The organism is Chroococcidiopsis cubana SAG 39.79, assembly GCF_003991895.1.
GTDB classification, from domain to species: Bacteria; Cyanobacteriota; Cyanobacteriia; order Cyanobacteriales; family Chroococcidiopsidaceae; genus Chroococcidiopsis; species Chroococcidiopsis thermalis.
This window is the reverse complement of the sequence record NZ_RSCK01000023.1, coordinates 18,190-42,940: the sequence shown is the minus strand read 5'-3', so window position 1 is coordinate 42,940 and position 24,751 is coordinate 18,190. Positions and strand designations below refer to the sequence as shown.

The window sequence follows — 24,751 nt, the reverse complement described above, 5'->3', positions numbered from 1 at the left end:
CTTTTCACCAGCCCTTAAAATTATTTACGGCACACATGGAGATCGATCGTGGCAAAGATTAACGATAACTACCTGAAACTCAAAGCAGGCTACCTGTTTCCTGAAATTGCGCGGCGGGTGAATGCATTTGCTGAGGCGAATCCCGAGGCAAAAATTATCCGGTTGGGAATTGGCGATGTCACCGAACCATTACCAGAAGCTTGTCGCGCGGCGATGATTCAAGCTGTCGAAGAAATGGGCGATCGCGCTACTTTTAAAGGCTACGGTCCCGAACAAGGTTATGCTTGGTTGCGGGAGAAGATTGCTAGCCACGATTTTCAAGCGCGAGGATGCGATATTGACGCTTCAGAAATTTTTATTTCTGATGGTTCCAAGTGCGATACGGGCAATATTCTCGATATTTTTGGCAAAGATAACAGAATTGCCGTTACCGATCCTGTATATCCCGTGTATGTCGATACGAATGTCATGGCTGGACATACGGGAGAGGCAAATGAGAAAGGCGAGTATGGGGGGTTAGTCTATCTTCCCGTGACGGCAGAAAACAACTTTACTGCCGAAATTCCGACTCAAAAAGTCGATTTGATTTATCTGTGTTTCCCCAACAACCCTACAGGTGCGACAGCAACGCGGGAACATCTCCAAGCGTGGGTAAACTACGCCAAAGCTAACAATTCCATAATTTTCTTCGATGCTGCCTACGAAGCATACATCACAGATCCCGATCTACCCCATTCTATTTATGAAATTGAGGGAGCTAGAGATTGCGCGATCGAATTTCGTTCTTTTTCTAAAAATGCTGGCTTTACAGGTACGCGCTGCGCTTTAACTGTCGTACCCAAAACTCTCAAGGCAAAAGCTGCTGATGGTGCGGATGTAGAATTGTGGAAATTGTGGAATCGCCGTCAGTCCACTAAATTTAATGGTGTATCTTACATCGTGCAGCGTGGTGCTGAGGCAGTTTATTCGGAAGCAGGGAAGTCACAAATTAACGCTCTTGTCAATTTTTATCTAGAAAACGCCAAAATCATCCGTACTCAACTGATGGCTGCGGGTTTAGAAGTGTATGGCGGCGTGAATGCACCTTATGTCTGGGTAAAAACCCCGCACGGTTTATCCAGTTGGGATTTCTTTGATAAGCTACTGCAAGTTTACAATGTGGTGGGAACGCCTGGTTCGGGATTTGGTGCGGCTGGTGAAGGCTACTTCCGTATCTCTGCATTCAACAGTCGCGAGAACGTGGAAGAAGCGATGAAACGGATTGTCGAGAAGTTTAAAGTGTAGAGCGAAAATACAGTGTAGGGGCGAGTTCACCAAAAATCTCTATACTTAGGTGAAGATCTATCTAAACTCGCCCCGATCGATCTGCTGTCAATTTTCCTATGACGACCACGATTCCTGTTGTCAAACCTGTTAGCCAAATGCAGCTGGCTCCTGGTAGTGTAGTGACTATTCCCAACGTCAGTTGGCAAGAATTTGAGTTAATCTTGCACGAATTAACAGTTTGCAATCGCCATAAACTCACTTATTTATCCTGACTAGATTCTGATTCTTGTGGACGCTGATATGCAGGAGGATAATCAACAAATTCATCGGTTCTAGTTGTATTAGTTGTAGCTCCTTCTGGTAAGACATCTTCGGCGGCATCGATTGATTTATCGGCAGCAATATCCATTTGACCCGCTGCATTTGTATTAGGTTTATCGCTTGTGCCTTTATGATTTGCATGACCGCTAGGCATGATCTTTTCCTCGCATTTTCTATATACTTTTAGATTAAACAGAGCGATCGCAGATCGACCCTATCAAAAGGCTAAGATTTCTATGCAAGATTCGACTATTTTAAGCAAGATTCTCTCCGAACATCGTCCGCCAGAAGCAATTTTTTCAACTCTACTACCAGTATTAGGAGATCTATTACAATGCGATCGCTGTTTTCTCTATTTACGCCATCCTCAAACTAATATTGGTAAAGTTGTCAGTTGTTGGTGTCGCAGTCCTGAATATCCTGATGTAACTGATTCAGACTGGAAAGCAGAACCCACCGATTTAATAAACAACGAAGACCCTTTATTTGCAGCCGCTTTGCGTGCCGAACCATCAATTTTTGTGGAAGATGTAGAGACAGCAGATCCAAAAGTGGTCAATAAAGATTTTGAGCGTAAAAATTTCGGACACCGAGCTTTAATTCACGCTCATTTATGCGACAAAAATCAATTATGGGGTATTTTACAACCCTGTGTATTCGATCAACCGAGAGTTTGGACTGAAACAGATCGTGAAATAATTTCAGATGTAATAGACAAGCTTACGCCTATAGTCGTTAATTATGTTACATCTACCCAGAATTAAATAGTAGAGTGGGCAATGCCCACCTATCTATATATAAAATAATTTAATTGTGAATCCCTCGCGATCGCAATTTTTTCTGATAATTGTCCCGTGCCGTAACCGAGATCTAAAATTCTTTCTCCTGGCAGCGGTGACAGCAACTCTAGCAGTGATTCGCCGTACTGCCACACAAACGCATGTTTACTCTCGTAGAGGGATGTATTCCAAGCATTTTCTGGCATATTTTTATCTTCGTCTGCTAGTTTCCCGGGCTTCAGGATAAATTGTAGTATCCACATGTACATGTAGTAGTATAGCAACGCGAGCGAAAGAGTTGACAAGTGAACTCATAACGAGTACGCTCTATCTGTATGTAGATTTGTGAAGTGAAGGAGATACCGTGCTGTCTAACCGCGAAGGACAAAAAGTACCCAGTGTTAAATTTCGGACTCGCCAGAATAACGGATGGTTGGATGTGTCTAGCGACGAGATATTTAACGGCAAGACAGTTGTAGTTTTCTCTTTGCCGGGGGCATATACACCAACTTGCTCGTCAACTCACGTTCCAGGTTACAACGATTTAGCACCAGCCTTTAAAGAGAATGGTGTTGACGATATTGTTTGTATTTCTGTCAATGATGCCTTTGTCATGAGCGAATGGGCAAAGGATCAAGGTGCAGATAAGGTAACTTTTCTTCCCGATGGCAACGGCGAGTTTACTGACGGGATGGGAATGTTGGTAGACAAATCGGAGTTAGGATTTGGCAAGCGTTCTTGGCGCTATTCCATGCTGGTGAAAGATGGTGTAGTAGAAAAGATGTTTATCGAGCCAGAGGAACCAGGCGATCCCTTTAAAGTATCCGATGCCGAAACCATGCTCAATTACATTAACCCAGAAGCGGCGAAACCGAAGTGCGTCTCTTTATTCGCCAAAGTTGGTTGTCCGTTCTGCACCCGTGCGAAAGAAATGCTGCAAGGACGCGGAATTGAATACGAAGAAATCGTTTTAGGGCAAGATGCGACAACCCGTTCTCTACGGGCAATGACGGGAGCAATGACAGTACCGCAAGTCTTTATCGATGGAAGGCTTATCGGTGGTTCGGAAGCATTAGAAGCCTATTTGAGTACAAACTAGGTGGTTCTTGATTGAATGAGATATTAGGGTCTGTAGGGGCACACAGCTGTGCGCCCCTACAAGATGTATACTGCGATCGACTGAGAACTGCTAATAACTCCTAGTTCCTGAATTTCTACTTCTCTCCAATGACTGAGTACTCACACTGCCCTAAACTGTCACAATCGCGATAGAAGACTGAGGAAAGGATAAACAAGAATGATTCCGTCTTGGTTAGCGATTGGAGGAATAACGTTTCTTGTCGCCTTCGGTGGCTTTTTCTTTAAGCCTCGCGATTTGAAATGGGCAGTTCAACTGGAACGCCCACATTGGTTAACTTTTGAGCCATTAATTCCAGTAATATGGATGGTGATTTTTACGTGTGGGGCAATTTCAGCTTATATTGTTTGGGAAGCAGAACCAGGTAGCCTCAAAACCTGGTTATTAATGAGCTTATACCTAGTTTTAGAATTAATTACCGTTGCTTATTTACCAGTGACGCTACAACTACGTAGTTTGGCGATCGGTACGTTTGTTGGTTTCTCAGGCGTACTCTTGAGCGTATTGTTGTTACTAGCTGTCTTGCAAATCTCTGGATGGGCAGCAGCTTTGCTCATACCTTATACCATTTGGAGCCCCATCGGCACGTTTACAACTTGGGAAATGATTCGCCTCAATCCTACAGAGCAGTGAATAGTTGTCAATTATCACTGACTAGTGACTAGTGGCTAGACCAATAAAGAATCTAGCCACTAGCCACTCAGTACTTACTACTCACTTAATCATGATTAAATCTTGGATGGTAATCGGGGCTGTAACGCTGTTGGTAGCGTTAGGGGCAAATTTTATTACACCAAGCGATCGCAAATGGTTTAAGCGCTTGCGCCGCCCTAACTGGTTGACGTTTGAAGCGTTAATTCCCGTCATTTGGACGGTCGTATTTATTTGCGGTGCTTGGTCGGCTTATATCGTGTGGGAAAATACGGGTAGCTGGTTGCTGATGGGGTTTTACCTGTTGGTAGAAATTCTAATCGTTTCCTACACGCTGGTGATGTTTAGGACTCGCAGCCTCAAAATTGGGACGATTATTGGTGGTACGGGTGCGATCGCTGGTCTATTATTAGCCTTAACTGTCCTCAGCGTTTCCCCTTGGGCGGCGGCTTTACTCCTACCATATCTAATTTGGAGTCCGATTGGCACTTACACGACTTGGGAAATGGCAAAATTGAATCCCCAGGATGTCTAACGATAAGTTATAGCTTGCTTCTACCCCTGTTTGCATGTAAGTTGATACACTAAAAGCTCAACCATTACTTCGATCGCGGGTAAATCAGCACATAATGTTACCTGAGGCAACCCCTTTCGGGAGTCGTTTATGCCGCAGGATAATCCAATTGCAATCGAATTTCGCGATGTCACGTTCATTCAGAACGGACGGGCGCTGGTATCAAATCTCAATTTCACCATCGGGCGAGGTGAAGTTTTAGTCTTATTGGGACGCAGTGGTAGTGGCAAAACTACGACCATGAAGTTGATCAATCGTCTGTTCGTCCCTTCTCACGGTGAGATTCTGTTTGAAGGCATTCCTACAACCAAGTGGGATGAAATCAAATTACGCCGTCAGATGGGATACGTGATTCAGGAGACAGGTTTGTTTCCGCATTTCACGATCGAACGAAATGTGGGCTTAGTGCCAGCTTTAGAAAGTTGGAAACCCAAACAAATTAAGGCACGAGTTTACGAACTGTTAAACTTAGTTGGTTTGGAACCGGAGCAATTCGCTCATCGTTACCCCCGCGAACTTTCTGGAGGACAACGACAGCGTGTAGGAGTCGCTAGGGCGCTAGCTGCCGATCCGCCCGTGTTATTGATGGACGAACCTTTTGGCGCGCTCGATCCAGTCACTCGTCTAGAAATTCAACAGCAGTTTCGCCGCTTGCAACAGCAGTTAGGCAAAACCGTAATTTTCGTAACGCATGATATTCAGGAAGCTTTTATTTTGGCTTCTCGAATTGGTCTCATGCAAGCAGGACGGATGCTGGTGTTAAGTACGCCAGAAGAGTTTTTAAAATCTTCTAAGCCAGAGGCGCGTGCTTTTATCAAAGGGTTACCACCGTTTGCTCAGATTTATAATTCTGGTGAGAAGAACGGAAAATGAACTTGAGTGAATTTTTTCTGGTGAAGTACGCGCCGGAGATTTTACAGGAAACTGCTACCCATATCCTCTTGGTAGGAATTTCAATTGGTGTTGCGACTTTGGTAGGTATTCCGCTAGGGATCTGCATCACCCGTAAACCCAGCCTGCGTCAGCCAATCTTGGGAATTGCTAACGTGTTGCAAACAGTTCCTAGTTTGGCACTATTTGGATTTTTGATTTCCGTGCCGCTAATTGGTGGAATTGGGGCGCGGACGGCGATTATTGCTCTAACCCTCTATTCTCTCCTACCAATTATTCGCAATACCTATACAGGAATTATTAACGTCGATCCGGCAATTCGTGAGGCAGGAAAGGGGATGGGCATGACCGATCGCCAGTTACTCTTGCAAGTCGAGGTTCCGTTGGCGCTAGGGGTGATTTTAGCAGGGGTAAGGGTAGCTACGGTGATTGCGATCGGGGTTGCCACGATCGCAGCAGCAATTGGCGCTGGCGGCTTGGGCGTGTTCGTATTTCGGGGAATTGCAATGGTCAACAATCAGTTGATTCTGGCAGGGGCAGTTCCGGCGGCGGTGTTAGCAATTTTAGCAGATTGGGCGATCGCTACTTTGGAACGCCGTTTAACGCGCCGAGGTACTTGGGAGCGGGGGAGCAGGGGAGCAGAGGAGCAGGGGAGATTGGTGCAGTCTTAGCAGAGAGCGCACGAGCGATCGAGCAGGGAACCTATGCTTGAAAGCATAGGATTGAAATGTAGATTTTACTCAACTAAACAGGTGACATAATTGCCGTGCGAATTTGTTCGATATACTGATAAAAATTCCCGCTGTTAAGCCGATAGCTTAAGGGATGAGCGATCAGTCTTGCCGTACTTTCAAACAATGTTTCAATCTCGATTAATCCATTTTCTTGTAGCGTTCTACCAGTAGAAACTAAGTCAACAATTGCCTCAGACATACCCGTAATTGGTCCCAATTCTACAGAACCGTATAAAGTAATAATTTCTACTGGTAAATCTAAATTTTCAAAATACTCGCGGGCGCAATTAACAAACTTAGAAGCAACTCTTCCGTGAGCTGGTAATTCTAAAGCCGAACGATAAGGACTAGAAGCTTTGACAGCCACAGAGAGCCGACAAGAACCGAATTTTAAATCGGCTAGATTGGCAACTTTCGGTTTTTTCTCGCGCAATACATCATAGCCAACAATTCCTAATTGTGCCTGTCCGTATTCTACGTAAACGGGTACATCTTGCGCCCGTACTAATAAAGCTTTGGCAATATTATTCGAGTCTTGAATCTGTAATTGACGATTGCTGGAATCGAGAAATGCACTAAAATCTAAACCGACAGATTGCAACAAACGGATACTATCTTTTAAAAGTGCGCCTTTGGGTAGTGCTACGGTAATCATGGCTAGGGAGTAGGGAGTAGGGAATAGGGGAAGAAACAGAAGACAAGTCCTGATTCTCACAAAAAACTATTATGCCCTGAAACTAGAACGATCGCGATTGTATAATTCTGATTTTCTATATTAGTGAGACACTGCCAGATTGCAGCCAGTGTAAGAATAGAAATATCGCGTAATCTATCCGTGCAGCCAAGATTGATATGAAAATCTTGTTAGTTGACGATGAAGTTGAACTAACCGATCCTCTTAGTCGCCTCCTCAGCCGTGAAGGATACGAGGTTGATGTGGCATATGATGGGAACAAAGGTAGCAATTTGGCTACTCAGAAGACTTATGACTTACTGATCCTCGATTGGATGCTCCCCCACCAATCGGGGTTAGATATTTGTCAGCAATTACGCCGCAGTGGTAAAAATACACCTGTCCTCTTCCTGACTGCTAAAGATACGATAGACGATCGCGTGCAAGGTTTAGATGCGGGTGCAGATGATTATATTGTTAAGCCTTTTGAATTACGCGAATTACTTGCAAGAGTCCGCGCTTTGTTACGGCGAGGCGCTGTAGATTTAAATCTAGCTGCAACTCAACGTTTACAAGTTGCAGATTTAGAATTAGATGTGGAAAATCGCTTAGCTTATCGTCAAGGACGCACGATTGAGTTGTCAGAGAAAGAGACTAAGCTTTTAGAATTTTTTATGCGTCATGTCGGACAAGTTTTAACTCACGACCAAATTCATCAATATTTATGGACTGAAGAGGAACAACCGAGCAGTAATGTTTTAGCTGCTTTAGTTCGGTTATTAAGACGCAAAATTGAAGCGAAGGGAGAAATAGTGTTAGTTCATACTGTTTATGGGAAAGGTTATCGGTTTGGGGATGGTAATGGGTAATTGATAATAGGTAAATGATAATAGTAAAGCATTAAATGTTGAGTGAACTTGCTCCTACAGATGCTACGCTCTCTCAATGCGATATTCTAATAAATATAAAATATTTCCATTTGTCTTTTTGTGTTCGTATTCTCTCACAACTTTTCCGCCCAATGTTTCTGGAATTTTACGACTGGCAATGTTGGCGCGATCTACAGGATAAAGAAAATATTCATAATCTAGATTTTGCTCAGCCCAATTTTTGATACCTCTAATTGCTTCTAGCCCATACTTACGACCGTGGGCTGTTTTTTTTAACCAAATGCCAAATTCTGGAGTTTTGCCAAGCATACCATGAAGACCTGCACAGCCTAAGAATTCTTGCGAATCCTTTTTTAAGATAACCAGCCTGAGATCGCTACCCTTTTTTAAATCTAGAATTGCATTCTCAATAAATGCTTCTATTTCAGCAATATGTTGGGGCGATCGCGGACACATATATTTAGTAATATCTTCAGTAAATTCTGAAAAGATTTCTTCTTTATACGCCATCGATACAGGTTTTAATCTGAGGCGATTTGTTAATATCTCCGTGCTAAGTAAATCCATTTTTATGTCACGCATCAGTCGTAGGCGAAGCGTAGCGTTAGACGCTAAGACGCTAAGAAGAACACAAAGAATAGTCGCTCCTTGCTCCTCACTCCTCCAAAACAAAGCCAGCGTCGCGAATCATGTCTAAGTCCATTTGTGTTGCTTGTCCTGGGGTGGTGAGATAGTCGCCAATGAAGATGGAGTTGGCGGGATATAATCCTAACGGTTGGAGCGATCGCAAATGGACTTCTCTACCTCCGGCAATCCGAATTTCTTGTGATGGTAGCAAGAATCTAAATAGACATAATATTCGCAGGCAGCGTTGCGGATTGAGTTGTTGCAACCCTGCTAGTGGTGTACCTGGTATTGGGATCAAAAAGTTAATTGGTACGCTTGTTACTTCTAATTGTCGCAGTGACAGAGCTAAATCGATAATATCGTCATCTGACTCACCCATCCCGATTATTCCGCCCGAACAAGTCGTAATTCCAGCAGCTTTAACATTCTCCACCGTCGCCACGCGATCGCTAAAAGTATGAGTCGTACAAATTTGTTCGTGGTGCGACTCTGCTGTATTGAGATTGTGGTTGACTCTATCGACTCCGGCTGCTGCTAAACGCTGCGTTTGTGACTCACTCAATAACCCCAAACAAGCACAAATTTTCAAATCGTAATTTGCCTTGACTTCTCGCACGGCTGCTAAAAATTTGGCAAAAGTTGTTTCGTTAGGCGATCGCCCAGACAGTACCATGCAGAATGTACCTGCTTTTAAACTAGCCGCCCGTGCTGCGGCAGCTAAAATTTTTTCTTGTGCCATCAACGGATATTTCTCAATTTCTGCTGTCGAGATTTTCGACTGAGAACAATAATGGCAATCTTCAGGGCAAAGTCCACTTTGGGCATTGAGCAAAAAGTGCAGTCGAACGCGATTACCCCAATAATGTTTGCGAACTTTATAAGCTGCTGCTAGCTGTTCGAGTAACACTTCATTAGGGGCGCTGAGTACGGCTAAAGCTGCTTCACGGCTGATAAGATCTCCTGCTAAGGAGCGATCGGCAAGTTGATTCCAATTTGGTAAGGTGATGGTTTGGGGCATTGGTAGTTGGTAGTTGGTAGTTGGCGATCGGCAGTTGTTGGTTGTTGCTAATTTTTTGACTTTTGACTTTTGACTTTTGACTTTTGACTTTTGACTTTTGACTTTTGACTTTTGACTTTTGACTTTTGACTTTTGACTCACTCATCCACAACCCGACGAATCACTTCGTAAATCGATTCGAGTTGAGTCGGGGTGATGCAGTAGGGTGGCATGAGGTAAATGGTATTACCGAGAGGACGTAAGAGGAAGCCTAATTCGAGAAAGCGCGATCGCAGTTTTGAACCTGTGGCGTTTAAGTAGCTTTCGCTTTCAGCTTTCAGATCCAGGGCTGCTATTGTACCGCAGATGCGGGTACGTTCGATTTTTGGATGCCCGCTCAACCATGTTTCCATATAGCGACGGTGTAAGGCTTCCATTCCCCTAAATACATCTGGATTTTGAGTTAATAATTCCAGCGAGGCGTTGCCTGTGGCGCAAGCTAAGGGATTTCCCGTGTAAGAATGACTGTGGAAGAAGGCGCGATCGATGTCATCGCTGTAAAAGGCTTGGTAAATTTCCTCTGTTGCTACAGTCACAGATAGAGGTAAACAGCCACCTGATAAACCTTTAGATAAGCAAAGTATATCGGGACAAGTACTTGACTTTAAACAAGCAAATAATTCTCCTGTTCTACCAAAGCCCGTCATAACCTCGTCATAGATTAGCAGCACCCCGTATGTGCGAGCGAGTTTGGCAAGTTCCTGCAAAAATTGGGGACGACACAGGCGCATCCCTGCGGCTCCCTGTACTAATGGCTCGATAAATATGCCTGCGTAACTGTGTGAATTTTTTTGCAATAATTCTGCCAGACAATCCAAAGCCTGTGCTTCGTGGGTAGCGACGTTGGAATCTTCGTCAAAAGTTGCGGGAAAAGGCACGATATCCGTTGCAAACATCAAAGTTTTGAAAGTTTGCCACCAAGGAGAACTACTACCAACTGACATTGCTCCTACAGTGTCGCCGTGATAGCCGCCTTCAAAGCTAATGAATCGAGTTCGTTGTTTTTCCCCTTGGTTAAACCAATACTGGTATGCCATTTTCAGCGCAACTTCGATCGCTGTAGAGCCGTTATCGGAGAAAAATACCCGTGTCAGAGATTTAGGTAGATGTTTCAATAGCCCAGTGGCTAATTTTTCTGCTGGCTCGTGGGTAAACCCAGCAAAAATCACTTGTTCTAGTTGTTTTGCTTGTTGGTAAAGAGCCTCAGCTAGTACGGGGTGGCTGTGTCCGTGGATCGTCACCCACCAACTCGAAATACAATCAAGAATCTGCCTTCCATCCTCCAATTCCAACATCACCCCCTCTCCCCTTTTGACTTTCAAAGGAGGAGGAGCCGTTTTCATCTGCGTAAAAGGATGCCAAATTGCACTGTTACTCATAAGTAGGAGATGGGTGTAGGGTGTGGGGTGTAGGGTGTGTGGGAGGTGTAGGGTGTGGGGTGACAGTGACTCCTGACCAGTGACCAGTTAGTTATTTTATCTCCTCAGCCCCCGATCGCTCCCTCAGCTCCCTCAGCTTCCTTGTCCCCCTTGTCTCCCTGCTCCCTGCTCCCTGCTCCCTACTCCCTACTCTCTAATTTTCTGCTTGACTGCTGTTGAAAGTTAAGCGAAACTGACAAATAATTACTGTGCGAGTTCACTCTATTGCTAAATTTTGTTAACTTTTTCATCTATATAATTCGATGGATGAAACATTATGTAGCAGTAGGGATATTAAGATAGGGGATCGCGTCGCTCAAAGCAAGCTATCCTGCCCAAATGCTGGATATAAGTGTCAGATAACCTTAAAACCTGTTGTGTTGGCTAGAAGCATGGAAACCTTAGAATTTGTCATCTATCCCGATGGTCGCGTACAGGAAAAAGTTACGGGGATCGTCGGTTCCTCCTGTACGGAAGTTACGGCAGCGCTGGAAGCAGAACTAGGGCAAACCATTAGCCAGCAGCCAACATCAGAATATTTTAATCAAGTTAATACACAAGCTGATGTCTCAATCGCTCAAGCATCGTTTAGCGAATGGTAGCTTTTTTATTTAGTTATTGACCTTAGTTAATTTACGACGATCTAGAAACACTATGTCACACTTTAGCCAAATCAAAACTCAAATCCGCAATTTAACATCCTTGCAAGCAGCTCTCACCGATATGGGAGTTGATTGGAAATCTGGATCTCGGCAAGTCCGAGGCTATCAGGGACAAACGCGGAATGCCGAAGTGACAATCGAGCAAGATAACGGTTACGATGTAGGGTTTAGTTGGAATGGCAAAGAGTACGAACTCGTCGCCGATATGCAATATTGGCAGCAACCTTTATCCGTAGAAGGTTTCTTGCGCCAGGTGACGCAGCGTTATGCGTACCACACCGTAGTTAACGAAACAGCAAGACAAGGCTTTCAAGTCACCGAACAACAGAAAAACTCAGATGGCTCGATCAGACTGTTAGTACAGCGCTGGAGTGGCTGATGGACGATCTTGGCACATCGAATCATTCCGACACGGGGCGATCGCACCTAGAACCCGAGTTGGGAGGGAATCTGCGTGATACTGCCAATCGTTCTGGACTAGAGCCAGAATTGGGCGGTGTTACCCGGCAAAAGGGTGTATACGTTGATGAAATCACTTGTATTGGGTGCAAGCACTGCGCTCACGTCGCTCGCAACACCTTTTACATCGAACCAGATTACGGTCGCTCTCGCGTCGTCCGTCAAGATGGTGACGTGGAGGAACTGATCCAAGAGGCGATCGATACTTGTCCGGTAGATTGCATCCACTGGGTCGATTACACTGAGTTAAAGCGGCTAGAACAAGACAGACAATATCAAGTCATTCCCCCAGTTGTAGGATATCCCGTCGAGGGGGCTGTGGCTGCTGCCCAAAAGCGCCGTCGCAAGCAACAGTTAACCCGCAAAAAAGCCAAGTATTAATATATCCAAACAGGCGATCGCTAACTGAGGAGATTGGATTGCACAGTCTCCTTATTTTTATCTCAGTAGAGACGTTATATGTTCTGTAGAGGCGTTACATGTAACGTCCCTACACTAAATAACTGATAACTAACTACTGATTTAGTTTTGCTCCAGAAAAGACTGAACTTTCCCGTCAGCGCCGAGTATGACTCTAACTCTAGGTGTTTCGCCTTGGGGGTTAGCGGAGACAAAGGGTTCGCCGATTAAAGGTAAACCAGAACTCTCGATGTAGTTTCTAGCTGCTTTGCCTAAAGGTTCGATCCGCTGCACCGAGCCGTCTACATCTAGGACAATACTGTATTCTAACGGTTCGCTGAGTCCAGAGGGGGGCTGCCAACGCTGTTGGAAGTATTCTCTGACTTCATTAACTTGCGGCGTAGGGGCAAAAGCTGCCGCTTGGGGTGCTTGTCGTGACGGTTTAGCTGGCGGCTCCTCAACTGGCTTACCTTCTAAAGCTGCTCTGATCCTTTCTCTGGGTGTCAAGCCTTCCACTGATGGCGGCGGAGCTGGATTGCTGGGTGGTGCGGCAGGAACATCGATTGTTGGTGGAGTCTGAGCCGAGCGATCGGGGCTGGGAGGACTGGGAAGGTTATTGTTGGTAGTAATTCCTGGTAAGGTAGCAATGCTACCTGGTTGCACGGCAGGCTGATTAGCTGGTTGATTAGCCGATGACTTGGGTGTTTGAGTAGAACCAGATGGTGCTTGAGCAATGCCAGGTAGGGGGCTAACTCCAGCGTTAGGCGGTGCAGGTGGGGCAGTGGTTGTAAAGGGTGGCGTGGTTGGCGCGGTAGGCAGGGGAGTGTCTGACAGAGGTGAGGGAATTGGCGAACTCCCCACAGTTGGCGTATTTGGTAAATTTCCTAAAGTTGGGCTTGTCGTCGGCGATGGGAGATCGCTTGTGGGTGGCACAGACGGTACAGCCTCTGGAGATAGGGTGGGCGAGGGAGAAGGCTGTTGTGGCGGACGACTGGCTGTTTGTGGCTCGTCAGAACGGTTGAGCAGATGTACGAGTCCTGCGGTTAAACCTACTCCTACCAGCAGTACGGCTGCTATCCCCGCCCAAGCTGTAGAAGGAGTAGTAGCAAAACGAGTCGGGCTATTAAAGTTGGCTGGGACAGCTAAAACGTCAGCAGCATATTCATCTAAAGCGTTTGCTAGATCGAATAGTTGCGTCATGCTCAAAGGAATGAATTGCCCCGTACTAGGAGTTGCTAAAGCTCCTAAAAACAAATTATGGGATAATCCTTCACCAGGTTGAATGTATATTCCTCCTGCTGAAGCTGGTGCAGGCGTGCTAGAGGAATCTAATTCTGCCGGTAGGGTGGGCGTATTGGCTGCATCTTCTACCAACAAAGCATTGAATCGGTCTGGCGATGAAGCGAGAACTCTCTGCACGTAGTTTTTGACAACTTCATGCAATTCTACTAAAGAGTGGCGATCGCCCTGAATGCGAATTTGCTCTGCTTCTGGTAGTTGGGAGTCATGAAAGCGCACCTCGAACTGAATTGGTGCATTCATTGATTTAGCACCCCGATCCGATCCTGGCGTGCGCTCGGTAACCTGTAACGTACAAGAAGCTTGCGTATACTTTTTGATAATCGGTTCTGACAGAGACATAAGCGAAAATGAGGGAGTAGGGAGCAGGGAGTGAGGGGACAAGGGGGACAAGGGGGACAAGGGGGACAAGGGGGACAAGGGGGACAAGGGGGATCCCACGACCGAAGGGAGTGGGGATTAGGGGGCAAAGGGGGACAAGGGAGAAATTAGTCACACACCACACCCTATCAACACGCACCACTCTTCTCCCCGACTCCCTAGTTACAATTGCGAACGATCGAGCAAGGTAAGCCATAAGTGCCGATGACCGACAGCACCGCTATAAAATAACAGATCGACTAAGAGCTTGAAGCCTAATTGACTTAGCCAATTGGTTGATAAATGTTCGGCATCTTCCATGCGCTCCTGATAGAGATTGCTAAAACTATCGATGTAGTCGCCCAACACGCCGATTTTATGAGGAACTTCTCGATTGGCGATCGCCTGCTCTAATAACATGACGGCGCGGCGAATTTGAGTCTGATATTGTTTGGCTAGGTGACAAATAATTAAAACTAGCGATCGCGCTTCTTCTATATCTAATTTTTTCCTACCCCCATCACCTTTACGTAAAGGATTTGATTGCCTCAAGCGCCATAACGCCACCCGATCGGGGATTTTTGTTGCCAAATTTAATTCTTCTGCTGCCGATAACATTGCCTCAGAACCAATGCCTACTAAAGCTTCTAGCGCCAACAATATCAGATCGAGTTGAGCTTTAATATTGTTGAGCTGCACGGGTGCAGGCTCGGCGCGAGTGAGATCGTTCCACTTAGTACTTTGATTGGGAGATTGGGCGCTAGAGTGCATAGTCTTCAGCATAGGTGGTACGACTAAGATACACTGAGCTGTTACCCAATTTGAAACCGTGTTTCTTTGGTTTTGGCTTGTTTTCTCCAGCTAGCAACAAATTTGCCGCTCAAGCAGCTCAGGTTATGAAATTTTGCTCAGTCAATTTTTACCACATCCTACACGTTGACGCTACCGCAAAAAAGCTACTGTCACCCCAGAGCCACCATCTTCAGGAGCCGCAGCCTCGAAGCGACTTACCATAGGATGCTGTTGCAAAAAATTGTGAACTCCTTGTCTCAGTTTCCCCGTACCGTGACCGTGGATAATCCATATTGTTCCAGACGCTTCGGAGATCGCCTTATCTAGCACGATCTCTGCATCAGCCACCCGACTACCTCGAATATCGAAGGTATTTTGAGAAGTCCTGATTGTGGGGGAGTCGGGTGAGTGGCTAGTGGCTGGTGGCTGGTGGCTAGAATGGCTTCCTTGTCCCCCTTGTCTTCCTTGTCCCCCTTGTTTCCTCTCTTGGAAATTGGCTTTTTTCCCATCCAGCGATTCAATGTCTTCTAACTTGACGGTCATTTTCATCAGTCCGAAGCGGACGATTAATTCGCCGTCATCGTTAGGTTCGTTCAAAACTTCTGCGGTTTGCCCTAAACGGGGAATGCGAATGCGATCGCCTGCTTGGGGGCGAAATTCGGCTTTGGGCTTGGATGCAGGAGGAGTATGCTGTTGGACAAACCGATCGATCGCCACTGTTGCTTGCTGTGCGGCTTGAGCTGTAGGAGTTCCTTGCTGCAACTTGCGAATCACCTGTGCAATTTCCGCTTTAGCTTGGGCGATCGCCTGTTGAATTGCTTGTTCTTGAGAGGCACGTAATTCTCGTTCTCGCGCGTCTAGCTGAGCAGTCCGTTCCGAGAGTTGACGATACAATCGCTCTGTTTGTTGTAATAACTGTTGGGCTTGGGCGGCTTTCGTTTCTTGTTGTCGCCGTTGGGCTTCAAGTCCGGCAATGACCTGGTTCACATCTTCCGTTGCTTCTCCTACCTGATGTTTTGCTTGCTCGATCACCTCTGGTTTTAATCCCAAACGAGCAGCGATCGCTAAAGCATTAGAGCGACCTGGAATCCCCCACAACAAGCGATAAGTAGGCGATAAAGTTTCCTCATTAAATTCCACCGAGGCATTTTCAAACCGCTCGTCTTGATATTTCAACGCTTTCAATTCGCCAAAGTGAGTTGTCGCCATACTCAGCTCGGCATTATCGGCAAGGTGACGCAAAAGGGCGATCGCCAAAGCACTGCCCTCGACTGGATCGGTTCCCGCGCCGACTTCGTCGAGTAGAACAAGTGAGTAGCTAGTGGCTGGTGGCTGGTGACTAGTGGCTAGAATTTCTCCCTTGTCTCCCTTGTCTCCCTTGTCTCCCTTGTCTCCCTTGTCTTCCTTGTCTCCCTTGTCTTCCTTGTCTTCCTTGTCTTCCTTGTCTCCCTTGTCTCCCTTGTCTCCCTTGTCTTCCTTGTCTCCCTTGTCTTCCTTGTCCCCTTCTCCCCTACTCCCTGCTCCCAGCTCGTCCCTGCTCCCTACTTCACCAATCGCCTCTAATATCCGGCTAATTCGCCGAATATGACCGGAAAAAGTAGACAAACTCTGCTGTAATGACTGTTCGTCGCCGATATCTGCCAATACCATGTCAAACCAAGGAATTTCTACAGGTTCTTTGGCAGGAATAAATAACCCGACTTTTGCCATCAAAGCTGCTAAACCAAGAGTTTTCAGCGTTACCGTTTTCCCTCCAGTGTTGGGTCCGGTGATCGTAATGACGCGAATGTGGGGCTGAACGATAATATCTACAGGAATGACTGGCTGCCCTTGTTCGTGCTGGTTTTGCCATACGAGCAGGGGATGGCGCAATTGACGTAATGTTGTATTTTCCCCTTGGGAGCGATCGCAAAAGCGGGGTGGATTGGCTTGCAACCAGTAGCTATAACGAGCGCGGGCGCTGGCAAGGTCTATTATCGTTACAACCGCTAGCAAATTTTCTAAATCTGGCTTGACGGCTGCGACTTGCTCAGTCAGCCGTCTGCGAATCGCCTCTTCTTCTGCTTGCTCTCTGGCAATGTATTGTCGCAGTTGATTGCCTAAAGCCACGATCGCGTTTGGCTCTACATACAAAGTTGCTCCGCTCATGGATGCATCGTGGACGATACCGGGAATTGCGTCTTTTTGCGGTGCTTTGACGGGAATAACGAAGCGATCGCCTCTTTGGGTGATAAGTTGTTCCTGTACGGCGTTGGCTTGGCGCTGCAAGATTCCTTGTAGGGTTTGGGTAATTCGTTGGCGCAATTGCCGCACGCGATCGCGAATCTCTGCTAATTTAGGGCTAGCGCGGTCTGCTACCTTACCCTGTTCGTCAATACAGTATAAAATATCCTGTTCTAATTCAGGATCGGTTTTGACAGTAGAGACTAATTCCTGTAAAACTGGCAAATCTTGCTGTTGGTCGATGCTGCGTCGTAACTGTCTCGTTCCGGTGAGAGTTGTGGCGATCGCGAGTAACTGCTCTGCGGTTAATATACCTTGTAATTCTGCTCGTTCTAAAGATTCGCCAATATCTTGAATTCCGGCAAACGACAACCCAGCACTCAGACGACTATCTAACTCGTAGACTTCTTTGGTTTGGTTTAACAATTCCTGACTTTTTGCCTGCGTGTCGGGAACGACCAAATTCCGAGCGGCGATCGCTCCTAGTTTAGTCGCCGTAAAAGTTGCCAAGTGCTGACACAAGCGCGACCATTCTAATAGTTCTAACGTTTCTGATTGAATCAAAGCTTGGTGTTTCAATTTTATTAAAAGGGAGCAGGGAGCAGGGATTAGAGGACAGAATTTATCTCAAGTAATTATTCTGTCTTTGATTTAAAACTTTTAGAGCGCAGAAATTAAAATAAAAGGCTTTTAGATATCAAATCTACGTTAAATTCAAGCAAAAGCTGAAAGCTATAGCTTTTTTGACCGGGTTCTGTGCGTGCGATCGCGAATTTTTTCGCTTTAGCTTAGTGTTGAATACATTTGAGCGAACAATACATTTTGACTTTAATTCCATTGTAGTACGCTCTCAGTCAGTCTCAATCGTACTAAAGCCTGAATTTCCCTACCTATTTGTAGTACTATCCCTCTTTTACTGAGCAGGGAGAGAGTACCTGGTTGCTGAGGGAGCATTCATCAAGTCGCAAGTCGCAATTACTAGCCACTGGTTCCACTATCCACTAGTCACTAGCCACGCACTCCTCACTAACAAAATTCCCCAACCTCTAACCAAACTCCTCGCGAATTTGGTACTCTAGCGAAATAGTTTGGGAACGGGTAAAGAAACGTGAATATTCAAATTGGACGTGGCAAAACCGCACGCCGCGCCTACGGCATTGATGAAATTGCACTGGCTCCGGGGCAACGCACTATAGACCCCAGTTTAGCGGATACCAGCTGGCAGATTGGCGCGATCGAGCGAGAAATTCCCATTATTGCCAGTGCGATGGATGGAGTTGTCGATGTGCAGATGGCTGTACTGCTTTCCCAGTTAGGAGCTTTGGGCGTACTCAACTTAGAAGGTATTCAAACTCGCTACGCCGACCCAGAGCCAATTTTACAACGGATTGCCTCAGTAGGAACACATGAATTCGTGCCGCTGATGCAAGAATTGTATGCCGAACCAGTCAAACCAGAATTAATCGAGCAACGAATTAGGGAAATTAAACAGCAAGGTGGTATTGCTGCTGTTAGCGCGACTCCTGCTGGAGCGAGTAAATACGGTAGCGTTGTGGCAAAAGCTGGCGCAGATTTATTTTTTATTCAAGCTACTGTTGTTTCCACAGCTCACATAGCCCCATCTGAGTTTACCAGCCTTGACTTGGCGAAATTTTGTCAAGAAATGCCCATGCCCGTCGTGTTGGGCAACTGCGTCACTTACGAAGTGACTTTAAGTTTAATGAAGGCAGGAGCAGCAGCAGTTTTAGTTGGGATTGGTCCTGGGGCGGCTTGTACTTCTCGCGGTGTTTTAGGTGTGGGTGTACCTCAAGCCACGGCGATCGCAGATTGTGCTGCAGCAAGAGAAGATTATTATCAGGAAACCGGAAATTACGTACCAGTAATTGCCGATGGTGGCTTGATTACAGGTGGAGATATCTGTAAGTGTATCGCCTGCGGTGCAGATGGCGTGATGATCGGTTCTCCCTTTGCTAGAGCCGCTGAAGCACCAGGTAAAGGCTTTCACTGGGGCATGGCAACCCCTAGCCCCGTGCTACCCCGTGGAACTCGAATTCGTGTCGGGACAACTGGCACTTGCGAACAAATTTTACGCGGACCCGCTCAACTCGATGACGGGACGCACAATTTCTTGGGCGCTTTAAAAACGAGCATGGGAACTTTGGGGGCAAAAGACATTCGCGAGATGCAACAAGTCGAAGTCGTAATAGCTCCTTCATTGCTCACAGAAGGCAAAGTCTATCAGAAGGCTCAGCAACTCGGTATGGGTAAGTAGGTGACAATCGTTTTGAGTATTGACTTGGAGACTTCTGACTTCACGCATAAGTAACTTTACTCAAACAAAAACAGTCGACTTAAAAATTTCCATAATCTTGCAAAGAGTACTGGAAAAAATAAAACAGTCGCCTACAATAGAGGAAGCGGAGACGCATGTTTCCGTTCACTCCTCACACCACACTCCGCCCGGACTACTGTTCGGGCGGTTCCTTATGTCTGGGAATTCACGTAGAGTAATCCTTACTTTTCACATCAACTACAATCGCACAGCGATCGCCACAGAGGATCTATCTAATTACAGATACTCAGGAGGTAAAAATGCTTGGTTTTACTGTGATAAAATTTTCAGCAAAGTAAGCAACAATATAGCCAAGGATTTTCAGGCATGTCAGCAGCCGCGCAAGTTACAGATTCTTCTTTTAAGCAAGAAGTACTAGATAGTGAAATCCCAGTGTTAGTGGATTTTTGGGCTCCTTGGTGCGGTCCTTGCCGCATGGTCGCCCCTGTTGTCGATGAAATTGCACAGCAGTACGACGGGCAAGTCAAGGTAGTGAAGCTCAACACCGACGAAAACCCCAATATTGCCAGTCAGTACGGTATCCGCAGTATCCCCACTCTGATGATTTTCAAAGGGGGTCAAAAAGTTGACATGGTAGTAGGTGCAGTACCAAAAACAACACTGTCGAATACTTTAGAAAAGTATTTGTAGAGCTGGGTTAGCACGAAAAAGACTTGCAAGCGCCTGAGGTTTTGGCTATATGGCGCTTTTTGGTCTGTACATTCATCAGGGGAGCAATTCTGCTGATTGTAAGACGTGAAATTTTGCGTCTCTGTAATTTCCTCTCAACAGATGTCCCAAATCTCGCTAAAATAGAGTGCCGACCCGTGCAGCAGCACTCATGACTTCATCCCGTTCATTAGACACCATAGACACGCTTAAATCGGACTTAGCTACCCTGTTAGAGCATTTGCCAGATTTGCAACATCGGCAATTGATCCAGCAGGCGATCGCCACTATTATTCGGTTAGCACACAGCGAGATCGACCGTCTCGACTGGAAAATCTTAGCGGCTTCTCTGGCTGATATGGAGCGAGGGTTAGAATTATTTCATACCTATCGTCACGTTCGGAAGGTAACAATTTTTGGTTCGGCACGTACTCCAGTAGATAGCCCGGCGTATAAAATGGCAGTAGACTTCGCCCGTTGTGTCACTCAGTTAGGGTTTATGGTAATGACTGGTGGTGGTGGCGGAATCATGCAGGCGGGAAATGAGGGTGCGGGAAGGGAAAATTCTTTTGGGTTGAATATTCAACTACCATTCGAGCAAGAAGCAAATCCTTACATTGTTGGTGACGCGAAATTAATCCACTTCAAATATTTCTTTACCCGCAAGCTGTTTTTACTCAGGGAAAGCGATGCAGTGGCGCTATTTCCTGGCGGGTTTGGCACGCAGGACGAAGCATTTGAATGCATGACTTTGAGCCAAACTGGAAAGTTCGGTCCCGTGCCGATGGTACTCATCGACCACCCAGGGGGAGACTATTGGGAAGCTTGGAGCGAATATATTCAAGAGCATTTGATTCAAAAAGGTTTGGTTAGTCCTGAAGATCCCAGTCTTTATACGATTACAGATAACTTAGATGTTGCTTGTAACGCGATCACGCAATTTTATCGGGTTTATCACTCTAGCCGCTACGTGCGCGATTTATTGGTAATTCGCCTTGATGCAGAATTATCTGATGCTGAAGTTGAAGAATTGAATCACAATTTCAGCGATATTTTGGTGAAAGGCAAGATTGAAAAAAGCGCGGCTTTACCTCAAGAAACTCAGGATGAAACTATAGACTTGCCCCGGATCGTGCTTTATTTTAATCAAAGAGACTTGGGGCGTTTGTATCAGATGATTGCTAGGATCAATCAGATGGGACAACCTTCAGAAGAAACTGCTTCTCATCCAGAAAGGAAGTAAGGCAAGCAAGGCAACTATTCAGAAGTGCGATCGCCCCTTGCCCATTTTTGCCCCGATCGACATACACTGGTATACGAACTGTCGGCACGGCTGTTATGAGGCGATCGCGGCATGGTGTTGCAAAAAGAATTCCAGCAATCGGAACAAGAATTCTGGCGTGACGGTAGAAGGAGAAGCAATACTGATGCTCTTTGGTTCGGTATCGTTATCTCACTTCTCGTACACGTTATTTTTTTCCTCAGCTACGATTATTGGATTCGCATCCTACCAAAACCAAAACAGCAATCTCGCGCCGAACCAATTCCACTTGAGTTTGTTGAAGTTCCTCCCCAACCAAAAAAACCGCCCCCAGAAACCAAACGTCGGGCAGCAAACGATTCCGTTGCCGGTGGTAAAGCCAATCGCAGACGACCTCTAGCAACTCGACCGAATAACCCAACTACGCCTAGAACTAGTTCCCGTACTACTCCGTCACCCGCTCAACCCCGCCGCCAGCAGCCATCTAGCAACCGCAGGGAGAGTCCAGAGCCACCAAAACCCCAAATCCAGCCTCCTCAAGCCCAACCTCCGATTGCCACTGCTCCCAATCGCTCCAAACCAGTTCCGAAGACTCCTAACCCAGAGCAAAAACCAGCAAATCGTCCTAGTCCCGCAACCGAGCGATCGCCTGCTAGAACTACAGCCAGAACTCAGCCGCGATCTTCAGCAGCGAGCAAGTTAGGTGGTCCGCTGACGCTTTCCAGCCGCGACCTAGCCGCTAATCCCAACCGTTCTAATCGTGCTGCGCCAGGCATTGATGCTCGTCAGGATGTCGATATGGGTTCTTACTTGCAGCAACTTCAGCGACAAGTCAGGCAGCAGTGGATACCAGGGATGACGCAGAATTCTCGTTCAACTGTCGTGTTTTTCACAGTCACGCGATCGGGTCAAGTCACCAACCTACGGATCGTTCGACCTTCTGGCTCCAACACTACCGACACCGCCGCTCTTAGTGCCATTAGACGCGCCGCACCCTTCGCACCTTTACCTTCTGGATTTGCTTACAATTCCCTCAAAATTAGTTTTACATTTAATATCAACGTCTCTGGTGGTTTAGATCTATGGGTAAGATGACGTAAAAAGTTATCAGTTATTAGTGACTAGCGACTCGTGGCTGGTGAATAGAAAGGAGTCAAGCCACTAGCTGCCACCATGAATGACAAATGACGAATGACCAATGACCAATTCAGGAGGAGTGATGCTCGATTTAACAAAGCTAGCAGTTGGAGGAGTTTGCTTTGTCTTGGCATTTATCCTAGCGAGTCTAGTCGAATACTGGTTGCATCGTTTGATGCACGTTTCGCCTCGCATTGGTGAAAGACATCGCGATCACCACCGCCGGAATGAAGGACAAGGTGTAGTATGGGAATTTCGGGATTACGTTCAGGGTAGCTGCATTGCCATGTTTGCAATGTTCTTTGTCTCCCTCGAAGCTGGGATAGGTTGGTTTCTGGGCAGTTTAGCTTATGCTGCTTTTTCTGCTTATGCCCACCAATTACAGCACGAAAATCCAACCAAGTGCTTTTGGATGAAAATGCCCGTGCATTACGTCCATCACAAATACGGGATGTGGCATCACAATTTTGGTTTAGCTGTAGATTGGTGGGATCGGGTGTTTGGCACTTACAAACCCGTAGAATGGCTCACGGAAGAAGAAACTAGTCAACCAGAACGCGGCTATTTACAACTACGCTGGTGGTGATATGACGATGTAAAACTTTATGCGCATAGTTAAGAGTGGCGCAGGTTGGCGGATTGGATTCGATCCAGAGGCAAAGGAATTTAAAGGTTTAGTAGGTGCTGAGGACTGGGCGATCGAACTGACGCAGGCAGAATTAGAAGATTTTTGCCGATTGTCTATGCAACTATCAAATACTATGAGCCAGATGGAGCGCGAATTGATGGATGAGGAAGCGATCGCCTGTGAAGCCGAAAGTAATTTTATCTGGATGGAAGTAGAAGGCTATCCCCACGCTTATAGCTTGCGACTGATTCTAAATACAGGTAGGCGAGTTGAGGTGAGTTGGGCGGCGGATGCAGTTCCCGATCTCATCCGAGCGGCTCAAATGCTGTTTGTTTTCTAAATAGCGCGATCGCAATTTCTTATGCTATGATATCTAAGCTGTGAAACGGGGCGTAGCGCAGCTTGGTAGCGCGCCACTTTGGGGTTTCAACTGTCACAAGCAACACAAGGCTTTCAAGAGTTAATTGCCAATACCTGCTGAGCTTTGAGTATGCGTTTTAAGTACGCTCCTACTCAAGAATTTGTCATTAAACTTCATTCAACCTGGCGTATTCGCCGTGATACTTCAAAGCTGCTTGATTGTATGCTAAGGCTACTTCTTCGACAAAACAGTAGTAACCTAAAAAGTGCTTTCTGCCGTCGTGCTTAATCCAAGCTCCGTACTTCCCCACAGCCTTATCGAAACTTACTCCTTTAAATCCGCTGGTATTATTCCTTGGCTGATTCGTGTTGAAGCGGTTTTGCTGACTGGTAACAACTCTAAGATTGACTAATCGGTTGTCAGTTTTAACGCCGTTGATGTGGTCTACTTGTAAGCCTCCAATGCGAATATTGTAGAAACTGTCTAATACCCAGCGGTGCATATAGATTTTGTGAATCCCTCTTCTACCATCGCAGCCTACGTAGCTGATGTCGCTCACGGCATAGCCTTTGTTATAGTGCCACTTCCAACGATTAACTGCTTCAAAAACCTCGTTGTCAACAATAGCCGTCTGCCCCTGCGTCAAATCAACAGTTTTCATTCTTTTGCTAGTTTGTTGAGTTCGGTGGCTACATCCATAACAGCAGTACCCCAAGCAAGGTCTTCTTGATTTAGTAGGTATGCGGCAGCGTTATCTAACTTGATGCCTCTCGACATTCCCCACCGATGTATTGACTCATCTCCCAGGCGCATAAAGAGTTTTGCATCACGGGCTATTACTGCATCGGTGTAATGCTTAAGCCAGATTTTTTGTTCTCGGCTGAATCCGTAGCCTCTGATAATTGCAGCTTGGATTTTCGGACTGAGCTTGAATTTACTGCTCATATGCTTGCCTCCTATTGAAGTCTCAATTGTCCTAGTCTTCGGCTTCTTCTTCCGAAATTTCTAAATTTTTATCCACCATGCTCGATAAATCTTTTTCAACCTTTGCCCTGACTGGTAGGGTGTTTATCTCTTTATCGTCTTCTTTAGAGGGTATATCCACATACCATGATGCGTAGATAACTGCGACATTTCTCATGGCATCTAT

Annotated in this window: 28 protein-coding genes and 2 pseudogenes; 18 read left to right on the top strand and 12 right to left on the bottom strand. The window is 46.1% G+C overall.

Annotated features, from left to right (window positions below):
* The first annotated feature begins 48 nt into the window (after positions 1 to 48).
* Both DSM107010_RS15940 and DSM107010_RS15935 read left to right on the top strand, forming a co-directional pair.
* Positions 49 to 1,284 carry an LL-diaminopimelate aminotransferase gene (locus DSM107010_RS15940; RefSeq protein ID WP_106166387.1) on the top strand — a complete coding sequence of 412 codons (1,236 nt, stop codon included), beginning with the start codon at positions 49 to 51 and terminating at the stop codon, positions 1,282 to 1,284.
* A gap of 98 nt (positions 1,285 to 1,382) precedes the next feature.
* Complete coding sequence (locus tag DSM107010_RS15935; RefSeq protein ID WP_199755570.1) at positions 1,383 to 1,538, top strand: hypothetical protein; 156 nt, start codon at positions 1,383 to 1,385, stop codon at positions 1,536 to 1,538.
* Here the strand turns inward: DSM107010_RS15935 and DSM107010_RS15930 are convergent.
* Positions 1,526 to 1,741, bottom strand: coding sequence for a hypothetical protein (locus DSM107010_RS15930; protein WP_106166386.1), 216 nt, complete (start codon positions 1,739 to 1,741; stop codon positions 1,526 to 1,528). The two genes, DSM107010_RS15935 and DSM107010_RS15930, sit on opposite strands and share 13 nt — an antisense overlap.
* Positions 1,742 to 1,823: 82 nt before the next feature.
* Here DSM107010_RS15930 and DSM107010_RS15925 point away from each other — a divergent pair, with 82 nt between their 5' ends.
* Positions 1,824 to 2,351 (top strand): GAF domain-containing protein, encoded by a 528-nt coding sequence (locus DSM107010_RS15925; RefSeq protein WP_106166397.1) that lies wholly within the window; start codon positions 1,824 to 1,826, stop codon positions 2,349 to 2,351.
* 65 nt (positions 2,352 to 2,416) lie between these two features.
* Here DSM107010_RS15925 and DSM107010_RS42965 read toward each other — a convergent pair.
* Positions 2,417 to 2,572: pseudogene (locus DSM107010_RS42965) on the bottom strand (SAM-dependent methyltransferase); the annotation flags it as partial.
* Between the two features lie 158 nt (positions 2,573 to 2,730).
* Here DSM107010_RS42965 and DSM107010_RS15915 point away from each other — a divergent pair.
* From DSM107010_RS15915 to DSM107010_RS15895, 5 genes are all read left to right on the top strand, one after another.
* Positions 2,731 to 3,465 carry a glutathione peroxidase gene (locus tag DSM107010_RS15915; RefSeq protein WP_106166385.1) on the top strand — a complete coding sequence of 245 codons (735 nt, stop codon included), beginning with the start codon at positions 2,731 to 2,733 and terminating at the stop codon, positions 3,463 to 3,465.
* Positions 3,466 to 3,663: 198 nt separating this feature from the next.
* Entirely contained in the window at positions 3,664 to 4,137 is a 474-nt protein-coding gene (locus DSM107010_RS15910) for a TspO/MBR family protein (RefSeq protein WP_015154460.1), read from the top strand.
* Between the two features lie 91 nt (positions 4,138 to 4,228).
* The gene (locus DSM107010_RS15905; RefSeq protein ID WP_106166384.1) at positions 4,229 to 4,690 is read left to right on the top strand and encodes a TspO/MBR family protein; all 462 of its coding nucleotides are present in this window, start codon (positions 4,229 to 4,231) and stop codon (positions 4,688 to 4,690) included.
* Between the two features lie 129 nt (positions 4,691 to 4,819).
* Positions 4,820 to 5,602: an ATP-binding cassette domain-containing protein gene (locus tag DSM107010_RS15900; RefSeq protein WP_106166383.1), complete on the top strand. Its 783-nt coding sequence runs from the start codon at positions 4,820 to 4,822 to the stop codon at positions 5,600 to 5,602.
* On the top strand, positions 5,599 to 6,291 hold the full coding sequence (locus tag DSM107010_RS15895) for an ABC transporter permease (RefSeq protein WP_127023352.1): 693 nt from the start codon (positions 5,599 to 5,601) through the stop codon (positions 6,289 to 6,291). The genes DSM107010_RS15900 and DSM107010_RS15895 overlap by 4 nt, the downstream gene beginning before the upstream one ends.
* A gap of 73 nt (positions 6,292 to 6,364) precedes the next feature.
* Here the strand turns inward: DSM107010_RS15895 and hisG are convergent, their stop codons facing one another.
* Entirely contained in the window at positions 6,365 to 7,009 is a 645-nt protein-coding gene (hisG, locus tag DSM107010_RS15890) for an ATP phosphoribosyltransferase (RefSeq protein ID WP_106170681.1), read from the bottom strand.
* A gap of 197 nt (positions 7,010 to 7,206) precedes the next feature.
* Between hisG and rppA the strand changes: the two genes are divergently transcribed.
* Positions 7,207 to 7,896, top strand: coding sequence for a two-component system response regulator RppA (gene rppA / locus DSM107010_RS15885; RefSeq protein ID WP_106170678.1), 690 nt, complete (start codon positions 7,207 to 7,209; stop codon positions 7,894 to 7,896).
* 63 nt (positions 7,897 to 7,959) lie between these two features.
* Here rppA and DSM107010_RS15880 read toward each other — a convergent pair whose 3' ends face one another.
* The 3 genes from DSM107010_RS15880 to bioA form a co-directional block, all read right to left on the bottom strand.
* Positions 7,960 to 8,499, bottom strand: a complete 540-nt coding sequence (locus tag DSM107010_RS15880; RefSeq protein WP_106170676.1) for a GNAT family N-acetyltransferase — start codon at positions 8,497 to 8,499, stop codon at positions 7,960 to 7,962.
* A gap of 73 nt (positions 8,500 to 8,572) precedes the next feature.
* Positions 8,573 to 9,562 (bottom strand): biotin synthase BioB, encoded by a 990-nt coding sequence (gene bioB, locus DSM107010_RS15875; RefSeq protein WP_181246539.1) that lies wholly within the window; start codon positions 9,560 to 9,562, stop codon positions 8,573 to 8,575.
* 137 nt (positions 9,563 to 9,699) lie between these two features.
* A complete protein-coding gene (gene bioA / locus DSM107010_RS15870) occupies positions 9,700 to 10,980 on the bottom strand; it encodes an adenosylmethionine--8-amino-7-oxononanoate transaminase (RefSeq protein ID WP_127023349.1) in 1,281 nt (426 codons plus the stop codon).
* Between the two features lie 431 nt (positions 10,981 to 11,411).
* Between bioA and DSM107010_RS42960 the strand changes: the two genes are divergently transcribed.
* The 3 genes from DSM107010_RS42960 to DSM107010_RS15855 are packed head-to-tail and all read left to right on the top strand — an operon-like array spanning position 11,412 to position 12,521.
* Entirely contained in the window at positions 11,412 to 11,621 is a 210-nt protein-coding gene (locus DSM107010_RS42960) for a DUF2997 domain-containing protein (protein ID WP_039716585.1), read from the top strand.
* Between the two features lie 52 nt (positions 11,622 to 11,673).
* The gene (locus DSM107010_RS15860) at positions 11,674 to 12,060 is read left to right on the top strand and encodes a DUF1257 domain-containing protein (RefSeq protein ID WP_015154470.1); all 387 of its coding nucleotides are present in this window, start codon (positions 11,674 to 11,676) and stop codon (positions 12,058 to 12,060) included.
* Complete coding sequence (locus DSM107010_RS15855) at positions 12,060 to 12,521, top strand: ferredoxin (RefSeq protein ID WP_106170474.1); 462 nt, start codon at positions 12,060 to 12,062, stop codon at positions 12,519 to 12,521. The genes DSM107010_RS15860 and DSM107010_RS15855 overlap by 1 nt, the downstream gene beginning before the upstream one ends.
* 141 nt (positions 12,522 to 12,662) lie before the next feature.
* Here DSM107010_RS15855 and DSM107010_RS15850 read toward each other — a convergent pair whose 3' ends face one another.
* From DSM107010_RS15850 to DSM107010_RS15840, 3 genes are all read right to left on the bottom strand, one after another.
* Positions 12,663 to 14,180 (bottom strand): DUF4335 domain-containing protein, encoded by a 1,518-nt coding sequence (locus DSM107010_RS15850; RefSeq protein ID WP_106170472.1) that lies wholly within the window; start codon positions 14,178 to 14,180, stop codon positions 12,663 to 12,665.
* A 201-nt stretch (positions 14,181 to 14,381) separates the two neighbouring features.
* Positions 14,382 to 14,981 (bottom strand): DUF3038 domain-containing protein, encoded by a 600-nt coding sequence (locus tag DSM107010_RS15845; protein ID WP_015154474.1) that lies wholly within the window; start codon positions 14,979 to 14,981, stop codon positions 14,382 to 14,384.
* A gap of 159 nt (positions 14,982 to 15,140) precedes the next feature.
* The gene (locus DSM107010_RS15840) at positions 15,141 to 17,723 is read right to left on the bottom strand and encodes an endonuclease MutS2 (protein ID WP_479684198.1); all 2,583 of its coding nucleotides are present in this window, start codon (positions 17,721 to 17,723) and stop codon (positions 15,141 to 15,143) included.
* 598 nt (positions 17,724 to 18,321) lie between these two features.
* Between DSM107010_RS15840 and DSM107010_RS15835 the strand changes: the two genes are divergently transcribed.
* The 6 genes and pseudogenes from DSM107010_RS15835 to DSM107010_RS15810 all read left to right on the top strand — a co-directional run bounded on the left by DSM107010_RS15835 (position 18,322) and on the right by DSM107010_RS15810 (position 23,580).
* On the top strand, positions 18,322 to 19,485 hold the full coding sequence (locus DSM107010_RS15835) for a GuaB3 family IMP dehydrogenase-related protein (protein WP_106169956.1): 1,164 nt from the start codon (positions 18,322 to 18,324) through the stop codon (positions 19,483 to 19,485).
* A gap of 378 nt (positions 19,486 to 19,863) precedes the next feature.
* Positions 19,864 to 20,196, top strand: a pseudogene (trxA, locus tag DSM107010_RS15830) (thioredoxin); the annotation flags it as partial.
* Positions 20,197 to 20,386: 190 nt separating this feature from the next.
* Positions 20,387 to 21,457, top strand: a complete 1,071-nt coding sequence (locus tag DSM107010_RS15825) for an LOG family protein (protein WP_015154478.1) — start codon at positions 20,387 to 20,389, stop codon at positions 21,455 to 21,457.
* A 111-nt stretch (positions 21,458 to 21,568) separates the two neighbouring features.
* A complete protein-coding gene (locus DSM107010_RS15820; RefSeq protein ID WP_015154479.1) occupies positions 21,569 to 22,570 on the top strand; it encodes an energy transducer TonB family protein in 1,002 nt (333 codons plus the stop codon).
* Between the two features lie 103 nt (positions 22,571 to 22,673).
* Positions 22,674 to 23,198 (top strand): sterol desaturase family protein, encoded by a 525-nt coding sequence (locus tag DSM107010_RS15815; protein ID WP_199755567.1) that lies wholly within the window; start codon positions 22,674 to 22,676, stop codon positions 23,196 to 23,198.
* A 19-nt stretch (positions 23,199 to 23,217) separates the two neighbouring features.
* Positions 23,218 to 23,580 carry a DUF1818 family protein gene (locus tag DSM107010_RS15810; protein WP_015154480.1) on the top strand — a complete coding sequence of 121 codons (363 nt, stop codon included), beginning with the start codon at positions 23,218 to 23,220 and terminating at the stop codon, positions 23,578 to 23,580.
* Positions 23,581 to 23,767: 187 nt separating this feature from the next.
* Here DSM107010_RS15810 and DSM107010_RS15805 read toward each other — a convergent pair whose 3' ends face one another.
* From DSM107010_RS15805 to DSM107010_RS42270, 3 genes are read right to left on the bottom strand one after another with little or no spacing between them, the layout of a single operon-like run.
* Positions 23,768 to 24,262, bottom strand: a complete 495-nt coding sequence (locus DSM107010_RS15805) for an HNH endonuclease (protein WP_106167309.1) — start codon at positions 24,260 to 24,262, stop codon at positions 23,768 to 23,770.
* Entirely contained in the window at positions 24,259 to 24,546 is a 288-nt protein-coding gene (locus tag DSM107010_RS15800) for a hypothetical protein (protein WP_106167308.1), read from the bottom strand. The genes DSM107010_RS15805 and DSM107010_RS15800 overlap by 4 nt, the downstream gene beginning before the upstream one ends.
* A 31-nt stretch (positions 24,547 to 24,577) precedes the next feature.
* The gene (locus DSM107010_RS42270; protein WP_258183869.1) at positions 24,578 to 24,706 is read right to left on the bottom strand and encodes a hypothetical protein; all 129 of its coding nucleotides are present in this window, start codon (positions 24,704 to 24,706) and stop codon (positions 24,578 to 24,580) included.
* Positions 24,707 to 24,751: the final 45 nt, after the last annotated feature.

Excerpts from the sequence above, each read along its gene's own strand:
- DSM107010_RS15845 (WP_015154474.1), bottom strand. The coding sequence starts at position 14,981 with ATGCTGAAGACTATGCACTCTAGCGCCCAATCTCCCAATCAAAGTACT.
- bioB (WP_181246539.1), bottom strand. The coding sequence starts at position 9,562 with ATGCCCCAAACCATCACCTTACCAAATTGGAATCAACTTGCCGATCGC.
- DSM107010_RS15880 (WP_106170676.1), bottom strand. The coding sequence starts at position 8,499 with ATGCGTGACATAAAAATGGATTTACTTAGCACGGAGATATTAACAAAT.
- DSM107010_RS15860 (WP_015154470.1), top strand. The coding sequence starts at position 11,674 with ATGTCACACTTTAGCCAAATCAAAACTCAAATCCGCAATTTAACATCC.
- rppA (WP_106170678.1), top strand. The coding sequence starts at position 7,207 with ATGAAAATCTTGTTAGTTGACGATGAAGTTGAACTAACCGATCCTCTT.
- DSM107010_RS15825 (WP_015154478.1), top strand. The coding sequence starts at position 20,387 with ATGACTTCATCCCGTTCATTAGACACCATAGACACGCTTAAATCGGAC.
- DSM107010_RS15895 (WP_127023352.1), top strand. The coding sequence starts at position 5,599 with ATGAACTTGAGTGAATTTTTTCTGGTGAAGTACGCGCCGGAGATTTTA.
- DSM107010_RS15910 (WP_015154460.1), top strand. The coding sequence starts at position 3,664 with ATGATTCCGTCTTGGTTAGCGATTGGAGGAATAACGTTTCTTGTCGCC.
- DSM107010_RS15900 (WP_106166383.1), top strand. The coding sequence starts at position 4,820 with ATGCCGCAGGATAATCCAATTGCAATCGAATTTCGCGATGTCACGTTC.
- bioA (WP_127023349.1), bottom strand. The coding sequence starts at position 10,980 with ATGAGTAACAGTGCAATTTGGCATCCTTTTACGCAGATGAAAACGGCT.
- DSM107010_RS15810 (WP_015154480.1), top strand. The coding sequence starts at position 23,218 with ATGCGCATAGTTAAGAGTGGCGCAGGTTGGCGGATTGGATTCGATCCA.
- DSM107010_RS15815 (WP_199755567.1), top strand. The coding sequence starts at position 22,674 with ATGACCAATTCAGGAGGAGTGATGCTCGATTTAACAAAGCTAGCAGTT.
- DSM107010_RS15820 (WP_015154479.1), top strand. The coding sequence starts at position 21,569 with ATGGTGTTGCAAAAAGAATTCCAGCAATCGGAACAAGAATTCTGGCGT.
- DSM107010_RS15930 (WP_106166386.1), bottom strand. The coding sequence starts at position 1,741 with ATGCCTAGCGGTCATGCAAATCATAAAGGCACAAGCGATAAACCTAAT.
- DSM107010_RS15855 (WP_106170474.1), top strand. The coding sequence starts at position 12,060 with ATGGACGATCTTGGCACATCGAATCATTCCGACACGGGGCGATCGCAC.
- DSM107010_RS42960 (WP_039716585.1), top strand. The coding sequence starts at position 11,412 with ATGGAAACCTTAGAATTTGTCATCTATCCCGATGGTCGCGTACAGGAA.
- DSM107010_RS15905 (WP_106166384.1), top strand. The coding sequence starts at position 4,229 with ATGATTAAATCTTGGATGGTAATCGGGGCTGTAACGCTGTTGGTAGCG.
- DSM107010_RS15800 (WP_106167308.1), bottom strand. The coding sequence starts at position 24,546 with ATGAGCAGTAAATTCAAGCTCAGTCCGAAAATCCAAGCTGCAATTATC.
- hisG (WP_106170681.1), bottom strand. The coding sequence starts at position 7,009 with ATGATTACCGTAGCACTACCCAAAGGCGCACTTTTAAAAGATAGTATC.
- DSM107010_RS15805 (WP_106167309.1), bottom strand. The coding sequence starts at position 24,262 with ATGAAAACTGTTGATTTGACGCAGGGGCAGACGGCTATTGTTGACAAC.
- DSM107010_RS15935 (WP_199755570.1), top strand. The coding sequence starts at position 1,383 with ATGACGACCACGATTCCTGTTGTCAAACCTGTTAGCCAAATGCAGCTG.
- DSM107010_RS15850 (WP_106170472.1), bottom strand. The coding sequence starts at position 14,180 with ATGTCTCTGTCAGAACCGATTATCAAAAAGTATACGCAAGCTTCTTGT.
- DSM107010_RS15925 (WP_106166397.1), top strand. The coding sequence starts at position 1,824 with ATGCAAGATTCGACTATTTTAAGCAAGATTCTCTCCGAACATCGTCCG.